Here is a 17,919-nt window from a genome sequence, read left to right on the forward strand (position 1 = left end):
TGCGGGAGTGGCGAAATTGGTAGACGCACCAGATTTAGGTTCTGGCGCCGCAAGGTGTGCGAGTTCAAGTCTCGCCTCCCGCACCATTTCTCGTGACATTCGTTGTTGCTTATTGTATTTCCGGATGGGGTATCGCCAAGCGGTAAGGCACCAGGTTTTGATCCTGGCATTCCCAGGTTCGAATCCTGGTACCCCAGCCATCTTCCACTCAGTGGAAAAATGAAGTATGATAAGCCTCGTTTTTCAGGTGGGGTATCGCCAAGCGGTAAGGCACCAGGTTTTGATCCTGGCATGCCCAGGTTCGAATCCTGGTACCCCAGCCATATTCTGAAAAACGGCTTTGTTAAAGCAGTAAAAGATGGCTACGTAGCTCAGTTGGTTAGAGCACAACACTCATAATGTTGGGGTCACAGGTTCGAATCCCGTCGTAGCCACCATCTTTTTTGCAATAAGTATCTTTTGGGGTATCGCCAAGCGGTAAGGCACTGGATTCTGATTCCAGCATTCCCAGGTTCGAATCCTGGTACCCCAGCCAAATTCTGAAAGCCCGTCTCTGACGGGCTTTTTGCTTTTCTGAATCCGGAAAAGATTTCATTTGTACTCAATGTACAACGCGCGACAGCAGGCAAAAACAACGAAAAGCAGGCGCGTCAGGGATGACGCGCCTGAGCGCACACGGACGTGTTTACAGCGGCTTTTCGTTTTTGCCTGCTGCCCGCCATCCCCGGAAGCAGAAGAGAATCTCCCGCCCTGCCTGAATCAGCAATCAAACTCCCAGTGCATATTTCAGCGCCAGCTTTTTCAGCGGTGTCGCACGTTGTGCCACTGTCAGCGCCAGATTACGCAGCGGCTGTAACGCCGGCAGGGTATTACTGAAGGTCAGATAAAAGGCATCCATCCCGGCCTGCATCAGCAGGTTATCCGGACGACGACGGCGCTCATACCGTTTAAGAACGGATTCGCTGCCCCAGTCCTCACAGCACTCACGCGCTGCAATCAGGGTATTCAGTAATATATCCGCATCACGGTAACCGAGGTTTACCCCCTGCCCGGCCAGCGGATTGATGGTATGAGCCGCATCGCCGATCAGTGCCAGCCCGTCCTGCACATAATGTGCGGCATGGTGCCGCACCAGCGGGAAAGAGCCGCAGGCAAGTGGCGTGACATCGCCGAGACGTTCAGGGAATGACGCACGGATTTCCGTTTTCAGCTGTTCAGGCGGCAGTTTACTGAGCTGGCGTATCCGCGCCGGTGAGTCATACCAGACCAGCGAAGCATAAGAATCAAACAACGGCAGAAACGCACGCGGGCCGGACGGGAAAAACTGCTGCCAGGTGATATCCTGCTGTTCACGTCCGGTATCCACGGTGATCAGCATACAGGACTGACGATACTGCCAGCCGCGGCTGCCGATACCGGCCAGGGTTCTGACCTGTGATTTCGCACCGTCCGCGCCGATTACCAGCCGGGTTTTTATCACATCACCGTTATCAAACGACAGTAACCACTCCCCGTCATCTTTTGTCATAGTCTGCAACCGTGCCGGACACAGACAGGTGATCAGCTCATGAGCCGTGATTTTTTCCCATAATGCCCGTTGCAGTACCGGGTTTTCCACCATATACCCCAGTTCGGGTAATCCGAGGCTGTCTGCGGTAAAGGTCACTTCCGAGCCCGGTTCCTCATACGTTTCCAGTGTGCGGTACGGCACACAGCGCATTTCACGGACTCGCTCCCACACACCGAGGCTATCCAGTAACTCAACAGAGGCGCGGCTGACAGCGGAAATCCGCACATCAGGGCGGCTCTGAGCATCGAACGGTGCCGGTGCCTGTAATTCAGCCACTGTGACGCGGAAACCGGCCTGAGCCAGTCCCAGGGCGGTGGCTGCACCAATCATTCCCCCGCCGATAACGGTGACTTCAGAATGTGTTAACGGGTTATCCATGACCTACCTATTCTAATACGTTGATTTTTTGTTCAATTGCCGTAAATTCACCGGGAAAGGTGAAGATCCGTGCTGCCGGGTCTGGTCACTGGTGTATCAAATGACTACAATATCGACCATTGGTTACATCAAAAACTGATTGAATACACACAATGCTTTTCCGTGTTGCGGGTATTGTTTCACTGAAAACAGCGGATTGAGAAAATGTCGACGAGTAAAAAACTGTACATAAAAACCTGGGGCTGTCAGATGAATGAGTACGATTCATCCAAAATGGCTGACCTGCTGGAAAGCACCCACGGCTACACTTTAACAGACAATGCCGATGAAGCCGATATTCTCCTGCTTAATACCTGTTCTATCCGTGAAAAAGCGCAGGAAAAAGTATTTCACCAGCTCGGCCGCTGGAAAAATCTCAAGGATGTGAATCCGGACATTATCATCGGTGTCGGGGGCTGTGTGGCCTCGCAGGAAGGGGATTTTATCCGCCGCCGCGCACCGGCCGTGGACATTGTCTTCGGCCCGCAGACACTTCACCGCCTGCCGGAGATGATCAACAAACTCAGAGGCGACCGCAGCCCGATTGTGGACATCAGCTTCCCGGAAATCGAGAAATTTGACCGTCTGCCGGAACCACGTGCAGAAGGCCCGTCCGCCTTTGTCTCCATCATGGAAGGCTGTAACAAATACTGCACCTTCTGCGTGGTTCCCTATACCCGTGGTGAGGAAGTCAGCCGTCCGTGTGATGATGTCCTGTTTGAAATCGCTCAGTTAGCCGCACAGGGCGTGCGTGAAGTGAACCTGCTCGGCCAGAACGTGAATGCTTACCGCGGCCCGGCGTTTGACGGCAGCATCTGCAGTTTTGCCGAACTGATCCGTCTGGTGGCCGCCATTGACGGTATCGACCGCATCCGCTTCACTACCAGCCATCCGATTGAATTCACCGATGATATTATCGCTGTTTATGAAGATACCCCGGAACTGGTCAGTTTCCTGCATCTGCCGGTACAGAGCGGCTCAGACCGTATTCTGACCCAGATGAAGCGTGCCCATACCGCGCTGGAATACAAATCCATTATCCGCAAACTGCGCAAAGCACGTCCGGATATCCTGATAAGCTCTGACTTTATCGTCGGCTTCCCGGGAGAAACCAATGACGACTTCGAAAAAACCATGCAGCTGATTGCTGATGTGAATTTCGATATGAGCTTCAGTTTTATCTACTCCCCGCGTCCGGGAACCCCGGCGGCTGACCTGCCGGATGACGTGACCGAAGACGAGAAAAAACAGCGCCTGTACCTGTTACAGCAGCGGATTAACCAGCAGGCGATGAGCTACAGCCGTCAGATGCTCGGTACCACACAGCGCATCCTGGTAGAGGGACCGTCCCGCAAAGACGTGATGGAGTTATCCGGACGCACCGAAAATAACCGTGTGGTGAACTTTGAGGGCACCCCGGACATGATCGGCAAATTTGTGGATGTCGAAATTACCGATGTCTATACCAACTCACTGCGCGGCAGCGTGATCCGGACAGAAGAGCAGATGAACCTGCGTGTTCACGAAACCCCGGAATCCGTCATTGCCCGCACCCGTAAAGAAGACGAACTGGGTGTCGGCATCTACCAGCCAACCGTACACTAACTAAAACCCGTCACGCGCAGATCTCTCTGCGCGTGAGAATACACAGAGAGATTCAGTGACAGAAACCTATACATCACCTTCACAGGTAGCAACACAGGAAATTTTCCTCGAACCCGCCGAAAATCAGCGTCTGCAAAGCCTCTGCGGTCCCTTCGACGATAACATCAAACTGCTCGAGCGCCGCCTCGGTACCGAAATCAGCCGCCGCGACAACCGCTTCCGGTTGACCGGCAAACCGCACTGTGTCAAAGCCGCTGCGGCGATCCTGCGCCAGCTCTATGTGGAAACCGCCCCGGTACGCGGCGTGATCCGCGATATCGACCCGGAACAGGTTCACCTCGCCGTGGCAGAGAGCCGTGTGCTTGAACAGAGCGACGAACATGTACCGGATTACGGCAAGTCCGTCAATATCAAAACCAAACGTGGTGTGGTTAAACCGCGTACGCCAAACCAGGCGCAGTATATCGCTCACATTCTCGATCACGATATCACCTTTGGTATCGGCCCTGCCGGGACCGGGAAGACCTATCTGGCCGTGGCTGCTGCTGTGGATGCCCTGGAGCGTCAGGAAATCCGCCGCATTCTGCTGACCCGCCCTGCCGTTGAGGCCGGTGAAAAACTCGGGTTCCTGCCCGGCGATCTCAGCCAGAAAGTCGATCCGTATCTGCGTCCGCTGTATGACGCACTGTTTGAAATGCTCGGCTTTGAGAAAGTGGAAAAGCTGATTGAGCGCAACGTGATTGAAGTCGCGCCGCTGGCCTATATGCGCGGCCGGACACTGAACGACGCCTTTATCATTCTCGATGAGAGCCAGAACACCACCATCGAACAGATGAAAATGTTTCTGACCCGTATCGGTTTCAACTCCAAAGCGGTCATCACCGGGGATATCACCCAGATTGACCTGCCGAACGGCAACAAATCCGGTCTGCGTCACGCCATTGAAGTGCTGGCGGATGTACCGGAACTGAGCTTTAACTTCTTCCACAGTGAAGATGTGGTACGGCATCCTATCGTGGCAAAAGTGGTGATTGCCTATGAAGCGTGGGAAGCCGCAGAACAGAAACGCAAACAAATGCTGAAGCAGCAGCGTGATGCCGAACGTGCGCAGGCGCAGCAGGAACAATCCCATGAGTAATCCGGTTCTTGATTTACAAATCGTCTGTGAAAACACAGACAATCTGCCTTCTGAGGCACAGTTTCAGCGCTGGGTTGACGGCGTGCTGCCGATGTTTCAGGAAGAGAGTGAAGTGACCATCCGCCTGGTGGATGAAGCAGAAAGCCATGAGCTGAATCTGACTTACCGCGGCATGGACAAACCGACCAACGTGCTCTCTTTCCCGTTCGAAGCACCGCCGGAAATTGAACTGCCGCTGCTGGGCGACCTGATTATCTGCCGCCAGGTGGTGGAACGCGAAGCCGCCGAACAGGAAAAAACCGAAGAGGAGCACTGGGCACACATGGTTGTCCACGGCTGCCTGCATTTGCTGGGTTATGACCACATCGAAGACGATGAAGCGGAAGAGATGGAAGGCCTGGAAACGGAAATCTTAAAAAAATTAGGCTATTCTGATCCGTATATCACAGAAAAAGCGTAGTCAGCGATGCCGTTTTTATGCTACATAATACGGCATCTTTCATTAAATCGGGGAATGTAAAAAAACCGCCATGAGCGACGACCATCCATCGGGTAGTGATACACCGAACCAGAAAAAGGGTTTCTTTTCTCTGCTGCGCCAGCAACTGTTCCACGGCGAGCCAAAAAGCCGTGAAGACCTCGTTGAGGTCATCCGTGATTCCGAACAAAATGCACTGATCGATCCTGACACCCGCGACATGCTCGAAGGGGTAATGGATATTTCCGATCAGCGTGTCCGTGACATCATGATCCCGCGGTCACAAATTGTGACACTCAAGCGCAATCAGACACTCGACGAGTGCCTGGATGTCATTATTGACTCTGCCCACTCCCGCTTTCCGGTGATCAGCGAAGATAAAGATCACATCGAAGGCCTGCTGATGGCAAAAGATTTACTGCCGTTTATGCGCAGTGATTCCGAAGAGTTCAGTATTGACAAAGTTCTGCGCCAGGCGGTTGTTGTGCCGGAAAGTAAGCGTGTTGACCGTCTGCTTAAAGAGTTCCGCTCCCAGCGCTACCATATGGCGATTGTGATCGATGAATTCGGCGGCGTATCCGGACTTGTCACTATCGAAGACATTCTGGAATTAATCGTCGGTGAAATTGAGGATGAATATGATGATGAGGATGACGTGGATATCCGTCAGCTCAGTCTGCACTCCTATTCTGTCCGCGCCCTCACCCAGATAGAAGATTTTAACGACGCATTCGGCACCCGCTTCAGCGATGAAGAGGTGGATACTGTCGGCGGGCTGGTGATGCAGGCCTTCGGCCATCTGCCGACCCGGGGTGAAACCATTGAAATTGACAACTATCAGTTCAAAGTTGCGATGGCGGACAGTCGTAAAATTATCCAGTTACATGTTAAGATTCCGGACGATGCTCCTATCCCGTCTTTGGATGAAGATAATCTGACATGATGAAATCACCTCAGGGTTTACGCCAGTGGCCGCGTCTGCTGCTGGCACTGATTTTCGGGGCCGGCGGAACGCTGGCCTTTTCGCCTTTTGATCTCTGGTTTTTCGCGCTGCCCGCGCTGACAGCGCTGCTGCTGCTGACACTGAACCGGACCGGCAAACAGGCATGTGCTATCGGTTTCGCCTGGGGGCTGGGGTTATTCGGCAGCGGCGTAAACTGGGTATATGTCAGTATCGCGGATTTCGGCGGTATGCCGGAAATCGCCAACCTGTTCCTTGTTGTCCTGCTGGCTGCCTATCTGGCGCTCTATCCGATGCTGTTTGCCGGCCTGCTGGCCAAATGTTTTCCGCACGCCACGGTCTGGCGTCTGGTGATTGCCGCTCCGGCACTCTGGCAGCTCACTGAATTCCTGCGCGGCTGGGTACTGACCGGCTTCCCGTGGCTGGAATTCGGCTACACTCAGATTGACGGCCCGATGCGTGCACTGGCACCGCTCCTGGGCGTCAATGCCATCACTTTCCTGCTGATGGTGATAAGCGGCCTGATTGCCCTGACGCTCTCACGACGCCGTGCCTGGCCGCTGGTTCCCGCACTGGTGCTGCTGTTCGCCCCGTGGCTTGCACGTAACTACCAATGGTATCAGATGAACAACGATCCGACTCAGGTCGCACTGGTACAGGGAAATATCGCGCAGTCCCTGAAATGGGAACCGGGCATGCTGGATAAAACGCTGGGTATCTATCTTCAGGAGAGCCGTCCGTACTTCCGCCCTGACACGCTGATTATCTGGCCTGAATCCGCCATTCCTGATTTCGCCGCCAGTCAGTCCGCGTTCCTGGAGCAGCTCAACGGCCTGCTGACACTCAGCGGTGCACAGCTTATTACCGGTGTGGTGGATGCCGTTCCTAAAGCAGACGGTAAAGAATACAATGTTTACAACACACTGATTGTGCTGGGTAATAAGAGCGAATACGACAGCCGGGACAAAAACCGCTATTACAAACACCATTTAGTGCCGTTCGGGGAATTTGTTCCGCTGGAAGATTTGCTGCGTCCGCTGGCGCCGTTCTTTAATCTGCCGATGTCCGCTTTCAGCCGCGGGGATTATGTCCAGCCGCCGCTGACCGCCGGAAAAATGACGCTGACCGCCGAGATCTGCTATGAAGTGATCCTCGGTGAGCAGGTGCGCCGCAATATGACCGATAAAACCGGCGTACTGCTGACCGCCTCCAATGATGCCTGGTTCGGCCGTTCCATCGGTCCGTGGCAGCATTTCCAGATGGCGCGGATGCGCGCACTGGAGCTGGGACGTCCGCTGCTGCGCGCCACCAATAACGGCATCACCGCGATTATTGCACCGGACGGTTCAGTCACCGCGCAGTTACCGCAGTTCACACAGGCCACTCTGAGTGCCACCATTACCTCTGCATCCGGTTTTACACCGTATTACCGCATGGGAACATGGCCGGTCTGGGGTGCCACCGTTATCTTCCTGGGTCTGGCGCTGATAAAACGCAGAAAGACCACCGAGCGCGGTCTGCATTTTCGCTGATACGAGGCGATTACGCAGATAAAAAAATCCCGCCATGATTGCTCACCGGCGGGATTTTTCATTTCAGACGGATTATTTCGCCAGCCACAGCCGCACCATCATACCCAATTGGCTGGTCCAGCCGCTGGTGTAGCTGACTATCTCTCCTTTGTGATAAATCACAAAGGTTGGTGTGACATTCACACCCCAGAGCTGAGAAATCCGGCCATCCGGGTCGTTAATTACCGGAAAATGGTAACCTTTTGCCGCCATCCCTTTCGCCAGCCGGTCATCGTCACCGGAGCGGATAGCAACCGTCACCACATTGTAGCCGGACTCAGACAGATCGCTGACTGATGGCGAGGTCAGTTTGCAGATCCCGCACCAGGATGCCCAGAAGTAGACCAGTAACGGTTTTTCCGCACTCATCTGCGCAATGGACACCGGTGTGCCGTCAGTCAGTGTCAGTGAAGGCACCGTGTTTAAATCCGGTGCCTCCGGTTTGCGCCAGTAGTCCATCGCCTGTGACGCAATAAATAAAATCACCAGCAGCAGGAGAAATTCCTTTCCCCATCTGCGCAGTAACCGCATTATTTAACCTTAGCCAGCTGTTCCTTAATGACAGATTCCAGCTGTGCATCATCCACGGCACCCGGCAGCATCACATCACCAATCAGCGTCGCAGGGGTTCCCTGAACACCTAATTGCTCTGCCAGCATCATATTCATACGCATGGTATTCATGCTGTTGTCGGTGACTTTCACATCACCCGCTTTCGCGGTTTTCAGTGCGCTGTTGATATCATCCTGAGTCAGTGCGGTTTTCTTCTGCATCAGGCGGCTGTGCAGTGGTGCAAAGGCTTCCGGCTTGGTCTCCCATACAGAAAGAGCCGCGCGGCTGGCATTCAGGGAGCTTTCCCCTTTGAACGACAGCAGTTTGAAGACAACCGCCACGTCAGGATATTTTTTCACCACTGCTTCCAGCTGCGGATCAAAACGTTTGCAGTACGGACAGTTATAATCGGTGAAAGATACAATGGTCAGTTTCGGCGATTTTGAGCCGATACGCGGTGTGTATTTATCATTGAACAGCGCGTCAGCATTGGCTTTCACGGCATCTTTCATCTGTGCGCTCTGTTTTTCGGTCTGTTTCTGCTGAAGCGCCATAATCGCCTCTTCCAGAATTTCCGGGTTTTTAACCAGCGTGTCACGAACCAATACGCGCACCTGCGCTTCCTGGTCAGCGGTGAGAGCGGCCGCGTGAGCTGTGGCTGTAAAGATAAGCGGAGCAATCATTAAAGCCGCGAGTGTTTTTTTCATGGTTCAATTCCTTGTGACTGATTTAACAGATGTAAGAGAGTTTCTTTATCCAGTAATGGTGACAATATTTCACCTTCAGGTAAAGCAGGGCCGTAAATCTGGTTAAACGGTACCGCCAGATGCCCGCGCTTTTGTAAAAATGCGTTAATATCCGGCGACGGTTTTGTCCAGTCCCCGCGCAGTGCAACAACATCCGGTTCACGGAGAGCATCCTGAACGTCATCGCGTAATAATACATTGTATTTGTTTGCTTTGCAGGTCACACACCATTCGGCGGTCACGTCCACAAAGACCCGTTTCCCCTGCGAAAGTGCGGTGGTCACCGCCTCTTCCGTCAGTGGCTGCCACTCCACCTGATCACTGACCAGGCTCTGCTGCCGGTCATCCGTCATATTGATACCGGCCCAGACACCACCCGCTATCAGCAGCGCCACCAGTGCCGCAGTGCCCCGCTTAATACCGGCGCGGCGGAAAGCCAGCAGCGCCAATACCAGCAGCACAACCCCCACCATCACCGCAGCCGTTTCCGGCCCGGTGTGCGGGATAAGCAGACTAATCAGCCACAGTGCCGTAATAAACATCATGGCACCCAGTACCAGACGCAGGCCGTTCATCCAGCGGCCGGGTTTCGGCAGTGCTTTTGCGATCCCCGGAAACGCGGCAATCAGCAACCACGGCAGGCTCATTCCGATCCCCAGTGCGGTAAAGATCATCCACAACTGAGAATACGGTGCCACCAGGGCAAATGCGACGGCCGTGCCGAGAAACGGTGCGGTACAGGGCGTCGCCAGCAGCGTGGCGAACATACCTTCCATAAAGTGGCCGCGCATTCCTTTACCGCCTGCAGTCGCCAGTTTTGTGGTTGCGTTACTGCTCAGACGAATGGAAAAGACACCGAACAAATTGGCGCTGAACAGTAATGTCACCACCACCATAAAGCCGAGGAACCACGGATTCTGGAACTGAATTCCCCAGCCGACAGCACTTTGCGTCAGACGCAGTACCGACACCAGTGCCGCGAGGATCCAGAAAGAGACCATAATACCGGAGGAGGAAACCAGGAACTGGGTGCGGATCACCCGCCGTTCGCGGTTTTCCACATACAGCACAGAACCGAGTTTCATGGCCAGCACCGGCAGAACACACGGCATAACATTGAGGATGAGTCCGCCGATCAGAGCAAACAGCAACAGCATAATAAAGGATGTATCACTGCCGGATGTCACAGTGATATCCGGACCGCTGCCGATCACCGTTGTCAGTGCCTGTGCCGCCGGGCCGTCTGTCACCACTACCGACAGTGGTTTTCCGTTCAGATCGGACGGCACTTCCCCCCAGTCATCCGTTACTTTAACGGTAGCCGTGAGGTTATCGCCGGAAAGGGTGAATGACGGGGCGGCAAAAATGGTTTCCTTATCCGCATTAAAGAACAACTGCGGCTGCTGCCAGCCTCCCGGACGGTGCAGAGCCATTGTCAGTGTTCCGCCGTTCACACGGCTGCTGCCGATGGTGATATCACCGCCGGTCTGCGGAACCTGCTGCATAGCCATCGCATACTGCCGGTCAAAATCGTCCGGTGCCGGTTCTGAGGTGTCCAGCGAGACCGGATAATCGGTCAGGATACAGACATTACTGCATGTGGATAAGGTCAGCGTTCCGCTGAGTAACGGCAGTGCCTGATCCGCAGTGACTTCCAGCGGGAATACCACACTGCCGCCGTAACCCTGGGTGGAAAGCCCCGCGACGTCAAAACGCTGGGGTGCGGGCCAGAACCACTGTGTGGCAGCCGTTTTTTCCTGCCATGTCAGTTCAGGCGCAACGCCCCCTTCCCCCGGTGACTGCCAGTAGGTTTTCCAGCCCGGTTGTAATTCAACAGCCAGCAACAGACGTAACTTTCCGTCCTGCCATTGATCTGATGTGACTCTGACACGGGCATGATCATTGTGCGGCATTTCGGTCCAGCCGGTATCAGCTGCATGCACAGAAGTCAGCGCGGACAAAAACAGCACAAACGCTGTTAATACAAAACGCATAATATTTTTCATCTCCGAATTAAGCAAAAAACCCGACAATATAAAGATTGCCGGTTGCTAATCCCTCATGACACAAAAATGGAGATGCCTGCGCAGCCGCATCGGCGGGATATGCTGACGCCATGAGCGCGAACGGTAACGAACAGGGACAATAACCGCCGTCATGACGAAGAAAAGAAGAGCGAAAAAGAGAGGTTCGGCCGGAAACTGCGGCACCGTACTCAGCGATTTGGCGCTGATATCGCAGGTGCTGCCGGGCTGAGTACTCCCGGTTTCCGTATCACTGAACGACGCAGGGGTGATAAGATCCGCAGACGTGCTCAGACTGATGCGTGGCGCACCAGACATCCGTTGTGTCAGACACAACATGATAAAGAAGAATGTGAAAAACAGCAGCAGATAACCCTGCCTGCGTTGCTTCAGCATAGCCCGCTCCCCGATAGTTACCGCCTATCTTACACAGCCTGCGATTTCAGACAACCGGATAACCATAACTTTACACAATCAGCCGGAATAGAATGTTAACACGGTACAGCCGGATTGTTACAACCGCAGATTATGGCACGACTGTATTTCGCTGCCGTAAAAGCCTCTCACCTGACAGTAAAAAACACCATTAACAGGTTAATAAAACAATCAAAACCAGCATATAAAACTACATCACACCAAAATACCCTAATTTAATGTGAATGCGCGTTTCACGTGTAACTTGCACATCTTTATCGGACAGAGTGAGAGGGATCTCCCGATTTAAAACAAATTAACTTCCATTTATTAACAATAGTGTTCTATTTTTAACAATACAAACACAAGAGCAACACACGTCCTTATACCGTTCCCGAAAAGGAGTTGTTTATGCGCAAGTTAGTTTTGTCTGTACTGGTCACCGGAGCCGCGCTTGCCAGTGCGGCAGTTTCTGCTGAAGAGCTGACCGGTACACTGAAAAAAATCAATGATAACGGTGTGATTATCGTCGGTCACCGCGAGTCCTCTGTCCCTTTCTCTTATTATGATAACCAGCAAAACGTGGTCGGGTATTCCCAGGATTACTCCAACCATATTGTTGATGCGGTGAAAAAGACGCTCAACAAGCCGGATTTACAGGTTAAGCTGATCCCGGTCACTTCTCAGAACCGTATCCCGCTGTTACAGAACGGCACATTCGATTTTGAGTGCGGCTCCACCACCAATAACCTGGCCCGCCAGCAGCAGGCCGCTTTCTCCAACACCATTTTTGTGGTCGGTACCCGCCTGCTGACCGGTAAAGATTCCGGCATCAAAGATTTTGCCGATCTCGCCGGGAAAAACGTGGTGGTCACTTCAGGTACCACCTCTGAAATGCTGCTCAACAAACTCAATGATGAGAAGCAGATGAAGATGCGCATTATCAGCGCCAAAGATCACGGGGATGCCTTCCGTACTCTGGAGTCCGGCCGTGCGGTCGCCTTTATGATGGATGATGCCCTGCTGGCCGGTGAACGCGCCAAAGCGAAAAAACCGGATAACTGGGTGATCGTCGGCACACCGCAATCCGAAGAAGCCTACGGCTGTATGCTGCGCAAAGATGATCCGCAGTTTAAAGCCCTGATCGATAAAACAGTTTCTGATGCCCAAACCTCCGGTGACGCTGAGAAATCCTATAACCGCTGGTTCAAACAGCCGATTCCGCCTAAGAACCTCAACCTGAACTTTGAATTATCCGGTGAAATGAAAGGCCTGTTCAAAGCACCGAACGACAAAGCCTTTGAATAACCTCTGTGGCGGCTGACAGCCGGACAGGCTGCGCCGCCCGGACTGAGGATATAACTAAGACCGCCGCGCCCGCGTTCACCACTGACGCGGGCGCGGACGATAAGCCGCAGTCCGCAGCATGTAAATACTCTATCTGTCCGGTAACCACTGGTTATCCGTCTTATACAGGGAGTTCGTTCTTTTACCGGGAGCCGCGCTATGTCAGCTAACTGGGACTGGGGGATATTTTTTCAGCCCGCCCCCTTCGGCAACACCACTTACCTCGGCTGGATTCTGTCCGGCCTGAAGGTCACGGTAATGCTGTCAATCTGTGCCTGGATTATCGCCTTTCTGGTGGGATCTCTGTTCGGTATTCTCCGTACGGTGCCGAATAAATTTCTCTCCTCTCTCGGCACCATTTATGTGGAAATTTTCCGTAATGTGCCGCTGATCGTCCAGTTTTTCACCTGGTATCTGGTGATCCCTGAATTCCTGCCGCCGTCTCTGCGCGACTGGTTTAAAATGGATCTCGACCCGAATATCCAGTTCTTTATTTCCTCCACCCTCTGTCTGGGACTGTTTACCGCAGCCCGTATGACCGAACAGGTTCGTGCCGCCATTCAGTCACTGCCGCGCGGCCAGAAAGCGGCCGGGCTGGCCATGGGGCTGACACTGCCGCAGACTTACCGCTATGTCCTGCTGCCGAATGCCTACCGCGTGATTATTCCGCCGATGACATCCGAAATGCTCAACCTGGTGAAAAACTCCGCGATTGCCTCCACCATCGGGCTGGTCGATATGGCCGCTCAGGCCGGTAAATTGCTGGATTATTCCGCCAGAGCCTATGAGTCCTTTACAGCGATAACCCTCGCTTATGTCGGCATTAACGTCATTATTATGCTGGCCATGCATTTACTGGAAAAACGGGTGCGTCTGCCCGGGACAGGAGGCCGCTGATGTATGAATTTGACTGGAGTTCGGTGATGCCGGGCATGCCGTTCCTGTTAGACGGACTGGTTATCACGGCGAAAATCACCATCACGGCGATTGTTATCGGCATCCTGTGGGGTACCATTCTGGCGATGATGCGCCTGTCATCCATCAAAATCGTGAGCTGGCTGGCAGCACTCTATGTGAACGCCTTCCGTTCCGTTCCGCTGGTGATGGTGCTGTTGTGGTTTTATCTGATTGTGCCTAACTTAGTCCAAAATGTTCTTGGTATATCACCAAAAACAGATATCCGTCTGATCTCAGCTATGGTAGCGTTTTCCCTGTTTGAAGCTGCGTATTATGCTGAAATTATCCGCGCCGGTATCCAGAGTGTGTCACGGGGACAAACATCCGCCTCACTCGCCCTCGGTATGACCAAAATGCAGACCATGCGTCTGGTGGTTCTGCCGCAGGCATTCCGCGCGATGATCCCGCTGCTGCTGACCCAGGGTATTGTCCTGTTTCAGGATACCTCACTGGTGTATGTGCTCAGCCTGACCGATTTCTTCCGCACCGCCAGCAATATCGGCGAGCGCGACGGAACGCAAATCGAGATGGTGCTGTTTGCGGGTGCGGTTTATTTTGTTATCAGCTTTGCGGCGTCAATGCTGGTTAATTATCTCAAGAGAAGGACTGTGTCATGATCTCCCTGAAAAATATCTCCAAATGGTACGGTCAGTTCCGTGTCTTAACCGACTGCTCGACCGACGTCAAAAAAGGGGAAGTGGTTGTGGTGTGCGGCCCGTCCGGCTCCGGTAAATCCACGCTGATAAAAACCGTTAACGGCCTGGAGCCGGTACAGGAAGGCGAAATTTTCGTCAATGATATACAGGTGAATAATAAACGTACCGATCTGGCAAAACTGCGCTCTAAAGTCGGCATGGTATTCCAGCACTTTGAGCTGTTTCCGCACCTCTCCATCGTGGAAAACCTGACCCTGGCACAGGTAAAAGTGCTGGGCCGCAGTAAAGCCGCCGCCAGAGAAAAGGGGCTGAAACTGCTGGAACGTGTGGGATTATCCGGCCACGCGGATAAATTTCCGTCCCAGTTATCCGGCGGACAGCAGCAGCGTGTGGCTATCGCCCGCGCCCTGTGTATGGACCCCGTCGCGATGCTGTTCGACGAACCGACCTCTGCCCTCGACCCGGAAATGATCAACGAAGTGCTGGATGTTATGGTTGAACTGGCACACGAAGGCATGACGATGATGGTGGTGACCCACGAAATGGGCTTTGCCCGTAAAGTGGCCGACCGCGTGATTTTTATGGACGAAGGAAAAATCATCGAGGACAGTAAAAAAGAGGATTTCTTTGCCAACCCGAAATCCGATCGCGCCAAAGATTTTCTGGCCAAAATTCTGCACTGATGTTCTGACCGGCCGGTTACAGACCGGCCTTTCTTCTTCTCTTTATCATTCCCCTGCTTTTTTCATCCCTTTACGACCTTAACTGTTGTTCCCTCAGGGGCATATCGGCTATGCTTACGGGTCAGATATTAACAAAACCATATATTATTATGCTGTCCGTCCGGTCTGGTCGTCAGTCCGTGTCCGGCAGTTCATCACCACAGGAATACCGGTGCCATGCAAGAACAATATCGTCCCGAAGACATAGAGCAACAAGTCCAGAGTCACTGGCAGGAAAAACAAACATTTAAAGTGACTGAAGATAACAGTAAAGAAAAATACTACTGCCTGTCTATGCTGCCATACCCTTCAGGACGACTACACATGGGCCACGTGCGTAACTACACCCTGGGTGATGTGATGTCACGTTACCAGCGTATGCTGGGTAAAAACGTCTTACAGCCAATCGGCTGGGATGCGTTCGGTCTGCCTGCGGAAGGCGCGGCGGTGAAAAACAACACCGCACCGGCACCGTGGACCTATGCCAATATCGAATACATGAAACAGCAGCTGAAAAAGCTGGGTTTCGCGTACGACTGGGATCGTGAAGTCACCACCTGTACGCCGGAATATTACCGCTGGGAACAGTGGTTTTTCACCAAACTGTATGAAAAAGGTCTGGCGTATAAAAAAACCTCCGCAGTGAACTGGTGTCCGCATGACCTGACCGTTCTCGCGAACGAACAGGTTATCGACGGCTGCTGCTGGCGTTGTGATACCCCGGTTGAGCGCAAAGAGATCCCGCAGTGGTTTATCAAAATCACCGCTTATGCCGAAGAGCTGCTCAATGACCTGGATACGCTGGAAGACTGGCCGGAGCAGGTCAAAACCATGCAGCGCAACTGGATCGGCCGTTCCGAGGGTGTGGAAATCACCTTTGATGTGGCTGACAGCACCGAAAAACTGAGTGTCTACACCACCCGCCCGGATACCTTTATGGGTGTCACTTATCTGGCAGTGGCGGCAGGACATCCGCTGGCACAGCAGGCTGCACAGAACAATCCTGAACTGAAAACCTTTATCGACGAGTGCCGTAATACCAAAGTGGCAGAGGCTGAAATGGCCACGATGGAGAAAAAAGGCGTGGCAACCGGGATGTTTGCTATTCACCCGCTGACCGGCGAAAAAATCCAGGTCTGGGCTGCCAACTTCGTTCTGATGGAATACGGCACCGGTGCTGTGATGGCGGTTCCGGCACACGACCAGCGTGACTGGGAATTTGCCACCAAATACGATTTACCGATCAAACCAGTCATTCTGAATGAAGACGGTTCTGAGCCGGATATCAGTGAAGCCGCAATGACCGGCAAAAATACACTGTTCAATTCCGGTGAGTTCGACGGGCTGGATTATACTGCCGGTTTCAATGCCATTGCCGACAAACTGGTGGCACTCGGCGTTGGCGAACGCAAAGTGAATTACCGTCTGCGCGACTGGGGTGTTTCCCGTCAGCGTTACTGGGGCGCGCCGATTCCGATGGCAACCCTGGAAGACGGCACCGTGGTTCCGGTTCCTGAAGATCAGTTACCGGTTATCCTGCCGGAAGACGTGGTCATGGACGGTATCACCAGCCCGATTAAAGCCGATCCGGAGTGGGCAAAAACCACCATCAACGGACAGCCTGCCCTGCGTGAAACCGATACCTTCGATACCTTTATGGAATCCTCCTGGTATTATGCGCGCTACTGCTGCCCGGACTACGACAAAGGCATGCTGGACCCGGCTGCGGCCAACTACTGGCTGCCGGTTGATCAGTATATCGGCGGTATCGAACACGCCATCATGCACCTGATGTATTTCCGCTTCTTCCACAAACTGATGCGTGATGCAGGCCTGGTGAACTCAAATGAGCCGGCAAAAAATCTGCTGTGTCAGGGCATGGTACTGGCCGATTCTTTCTACTACACCGATACCGATGGTCACCGCGTGTGGGTTTCTCCGGAAGACGCCATTCTTGAGCGTGATGATAAAAACCGTATCATCAAGGCAACAGATAAAGAAGGCCGCGAGCTGGTTCACACCGGCATGAGCAAAATGTCAAAATCGAAGAACAACGGCGTTGATCCGCAGATTATGGTGGAAAAATACGGCGCGGATACCGTTCGTCTGTTTATGATGTTTGCGGCACCACCGGAACTGACCCTGGAATGGCAGGAATCCGGCGTGGAAGGTGCAAACCGCTTTATCCGCCGTGTATGGCGCCTGGTGTATGAGCATGTTCAGAAAGGCAAAACCGCACCGCTGGATATCAGCAGCCTGACGCCGGCACAAAAAGATCTGCGCCGTTCCCTGCACAAAACGATTGCCAAAGTCAGCGATGATGCCGGCCGCCGTAAGCAGTTCAACACCGCCATCGCTGCGATTATGGAACTGCTCAACGAGTTACAGCGTGCACCTCAGGAAACAGAACAGGATCGCGCACTGATGCAGGAAGCACTGGATGCCGTTATCCGTATGCTGTCCCCGATTATCCCTCACGCCGGTTTCACCCTGTGGAAAGCGCTGGGTCACGAAACCGATGTGGATGATGCGCAGTGGCCGGTTGCCAGTGAAGAAGCAATGGTTGACGATACCAAACTGATTGTTATCCAGATCAACGGTAAAGTCCGCGGCCGTATTACGGTTGCCGCAGATGCGGAACAGGATGCGGTCATGGCGCTGGCGTCAGAAGAAGCGAATGTCGCGAAATACCTCGAAGGTGTGAGTGTTCGCAAAGTCATTTATGTGCCGGGTAAATTACTGAACCTGGTCGTCGGTTAAT

The 17,919-nt window shown here is 53.3% G+C and carries 15 protein-coding genes and 5 tRNA genes; 15 read left to right on the forward strand and 5 right to left on the reverse strand.

Features of this window, described 5'->3' with window-relative positions:
* The first annotated feature begins 1 nt into the window (after nucleotide 1).
* The 5 genes from R5268_RS03890 (at nucleotide 2) to R5268_RS03910 (ending at nucleotide 535) form a co-directional block, all read left to right on the forward strand.
* Nucleotides 2-86, forward strand: a tRNA-Leu gene (locus R5268_RS03890).
* A gap of 39 nt (nucleotides 87-125) precedes the next feature.
* Nucleotides 126-200, forward strand: a tRNA-Gln gene (locus R5268_RS03895).
* A 48-nt stretch (nucleotides 201-248) separates the two neighbouring features.
* Nucleotides 249-323, forward strand: a tRNA-Gln gene (locus R5268_RS03900).
* A gap of 37 nt (nucleotides 324-360) precedes the next feature.
* Nucleotides 361-437, forward strand: a tRNA-Met gene (locus R5268_RS03905).
* A gap of 23 nt (nucleotides 438-460) precedes the next feature.
* Nucleotides 461-535, forward strand: a tRNA-Gln gene (locus tag R5268_RS03910).
* 231 nt (nucleotides 536-766) lie between these two features.
* On the opposite strand, the gene ubiF is transcribed toward R5268_RS03910, so the two are convergent.
* A complete protein-coding gene (gene ubiF / locus R5268_RS03915; RefSeq protein WP_317418633.1) occupies nucleotides 767-1,948 on the reverse strand; it encodes a 3-demethoxyubiquinol 3-hydroxylase in 1,182 nt (393 codons plus the stop codon).
* Between the two features lie 204 nt (nucleotides 1,949-2,152).
* Here ubiF and miaB point away from each other — a divergent pair, with 204 nt between their 5' ends.
* The 5 genes from miaB to lnt all read left to right on the forward strand — a co-directional run bounded on the left by miaB (nucleotide 2,153) and on the right by lnt (nucleotide 7,701).
* Complete coding sequence (miaB, locus tag R5268_RS03920) at nucleotides 2,153-3,592, forward strand: tRNA (N6-isopentenyl adenosine(37)-C2)-methylthiotransferase MiaB (RefSeq protein ID WP_107680539.1); 1,440 nt, start codon at nucleotides 2,153-2,155, stop codon at nucleotides 3,590-3,592.
* 55 nt (nucleotides 3,593-3,647) lie between these two features.
* Nucleotides 3,648-4,730, forward strand: coding sequence for a PhoH family protein (locus R5268_RS03925; protein WP_046893687.1), 1,083 nt, complete (start codon nucleotides 3,648-3,650; stop codon nucleotides 4,728-4,730).
* On the forward strand, nucleotides 4,723-5,190 hold the full coding sequence (gene ybeY, locus R5268_RS03930; protein ID WP_317418632.1) for an rRNA maturation RNase YbeY: 468 nt from the start codon (nucleotides 4,723-4,725) through the stop codon (nucleotides 5,188-5,190). Before R5268_RS03925 ends, ybeY begins: the two co-directional genes overlap by 8 nt.
* A gap of 70 nt (nucleotides 5,191-5,260) precedes the next feature.
* Nucleotides 5,261-6,151, forward strand: coding sequence for a CNNM family magnesium/cobalt transport protein CorC (gene corC / locus R5268_RS03935; protein WP_004235612.1), 891 nt, complete (start codon nucleotides 5,261-5,263; stop codon nucleotides 6,149-6,151).
* Nucleotides 6,148-7,701: an apolipoprotein N-acyltransferase gene (gene lnt / locus R5268_RS03940; RefSeq protein ID WP_317418631.1), complete on the forward strand. Its 1,554-nt coding sequence runs from the start codon at nucleotides 6,148-6,150 to the stop codon at nucleotides 7,699-7,701. Before corC ends, lnt begins: the two co-directional genes overlap by 4 nt.
* Before the next feature lie 72 nt (nucleotides 7,702-7,773).
* On the opposite strand, the gene R5268_RS03945 is transcribed toward lnt, so the two are convergent.
* The 4 genes from R5268_RS03945 to R5268_RS03960 are packed head-to-tail and all read right to left on the reverse strand — an operon-like array spanning nucleotide 7,774 to nucleotide 11,458.
* Nucleotides 7,774-8,271, reverse strand: a complete 498-nt coding sequence (locus R5268_RS03945) for a protein disulfide oxidoreductase (protein ID WP_317418630.1) — start codon at nucleotides 8,269-8,271, stop codon at nucleotides 7,774-7,776.
* On the reverse strand, nucleotides 8,271-8,999 hold the full coding sequence (locus tag R5268_RS03950; protein ID WP_317418629.1) for a DsbA family protein: 729 nt from the start codon (nucleotides 8,997-8,999) through the stop codon (nucleotides 8,271-8,273). Before R5268_RS03950 ends, R5268_RS03945 begins: the two co-directional genes overlap by 1 nt.
* On the reverse strand, nucleotides 8,996-11,032 hold the full coding sequence (locus R5268_RS03955; protein WP_317418628.1) for a protein-disulfide reductase DsbD family protein: 2,037 nt from the start codon (nucleotides 11,030-11,032) through the stop codon (nucleotides 8,996-8,998). The genes R5268_RS03950 and R5268_RS03955 overlap by 4 nt, the downstream gene beginning before the upstream one ends.
* A gap of 57 nt (nucleotides 11,033-11,089) precedes the next feature.
* A complete protein-coding gene (locus R5268_RS03960; protein ID WP_046893682.1) occupies nucleotides 11,090-11,458 on the reverse strand; it encodes a hypothetical protein in 369 nt (122 codons plus the stop codon).
* Nucleotides 11,459-11,881: 423 nt separating this feature from the next.
* Here R5268_RS03960 and R5268_RS03965 point away from each other — a divergent pair, with 423 nt between their 5' ends.
* The 5 genes from R5268_RS03965 (at nucleotide 11,882) to leuS (ending at nucleotide 17,918) form a co-directional block, all read left to right on the forward strand.
* Nucleotides 11,882-12,784 (forward strand): glutamate/aspartate ABC transporter substrate-binding protein, encoded by a 903-nt coding sequence (locus R5268_RS03965; protein ID WP_247719169.1) that lies wholly within the window; start codon nucleotides 11,882-11,884, stop codon nucleotides 12,782-12,784.
* A gap of 198 nt (nucleotides 12,785-12,982) precedes the next feature.
* Nucleotides 12,983-13,720 carry an amino acid ABC transporter permease gene (locus tag R5268_RS03970; RefSeq protein ID WP_046893680.1) on the forward strand — a complete coding sequence of 246 codons (738 nt, stop codon included), beginning with the start codon at nucleotides 12,983-12,985 and terminating at the stop codon, nucleotides 13,718-13,720.
* Nucleotides 13,720-14,397, forward strand: a complete 678-nt coding sequence (gene gltK, locus R5268_RS03975) for a glutamate/aspartate ABC transporter permease GltK (protein WP_046893679.1) — start codon at nucleotides 13,720-13,722, stop codon at nucleotides 14,395-14,397. Before R5268_RS03970 ends, gltK begins: the two co-directional genes overlap by 1 nt.
* A complete protein-coding gene (locus R5268_RS03980; RefSeq protein WP_218455195.1) occupies nucleotides 14,394-15,119 on the forward strand; it encodes an amino acid ABC transporter ATP-binding protein in 726 nt (241 codons plus the stop codon). Before gltK ends, R5268_RS03980 begins: the two co-directional genes overlap by 4 nt.
* A 216-nt stretch (nucleotides 15,120-15,335) precedes the next feature.
* Nucleotides 15,336-17,918 (forward strand): leucine--tRNA ligase, encoded by a 2,583-nt coding sequence (gene leuS / locus R5268_RS03985; protein ID WP_218455194.1) that lies wholly within the window; start codon nucleotides 15,336-15,338, stop codon nucleotides 17,916-17,918.
* The last annotated feature ends 1 nt before the right edge of the window (nucleotide 17,919 follow it).

The sequence above is a fragment of the Morganella sp. BCCO 40_0007 genome, assembly GCF_032989665.1.
Classification (GTDB): domain Bacteria; phylum Pseudomonadota; class Gammaproteobacteria; order Enterobacterales; family Enterobacteriaceae; genus Morganella; species Morganella sibonii.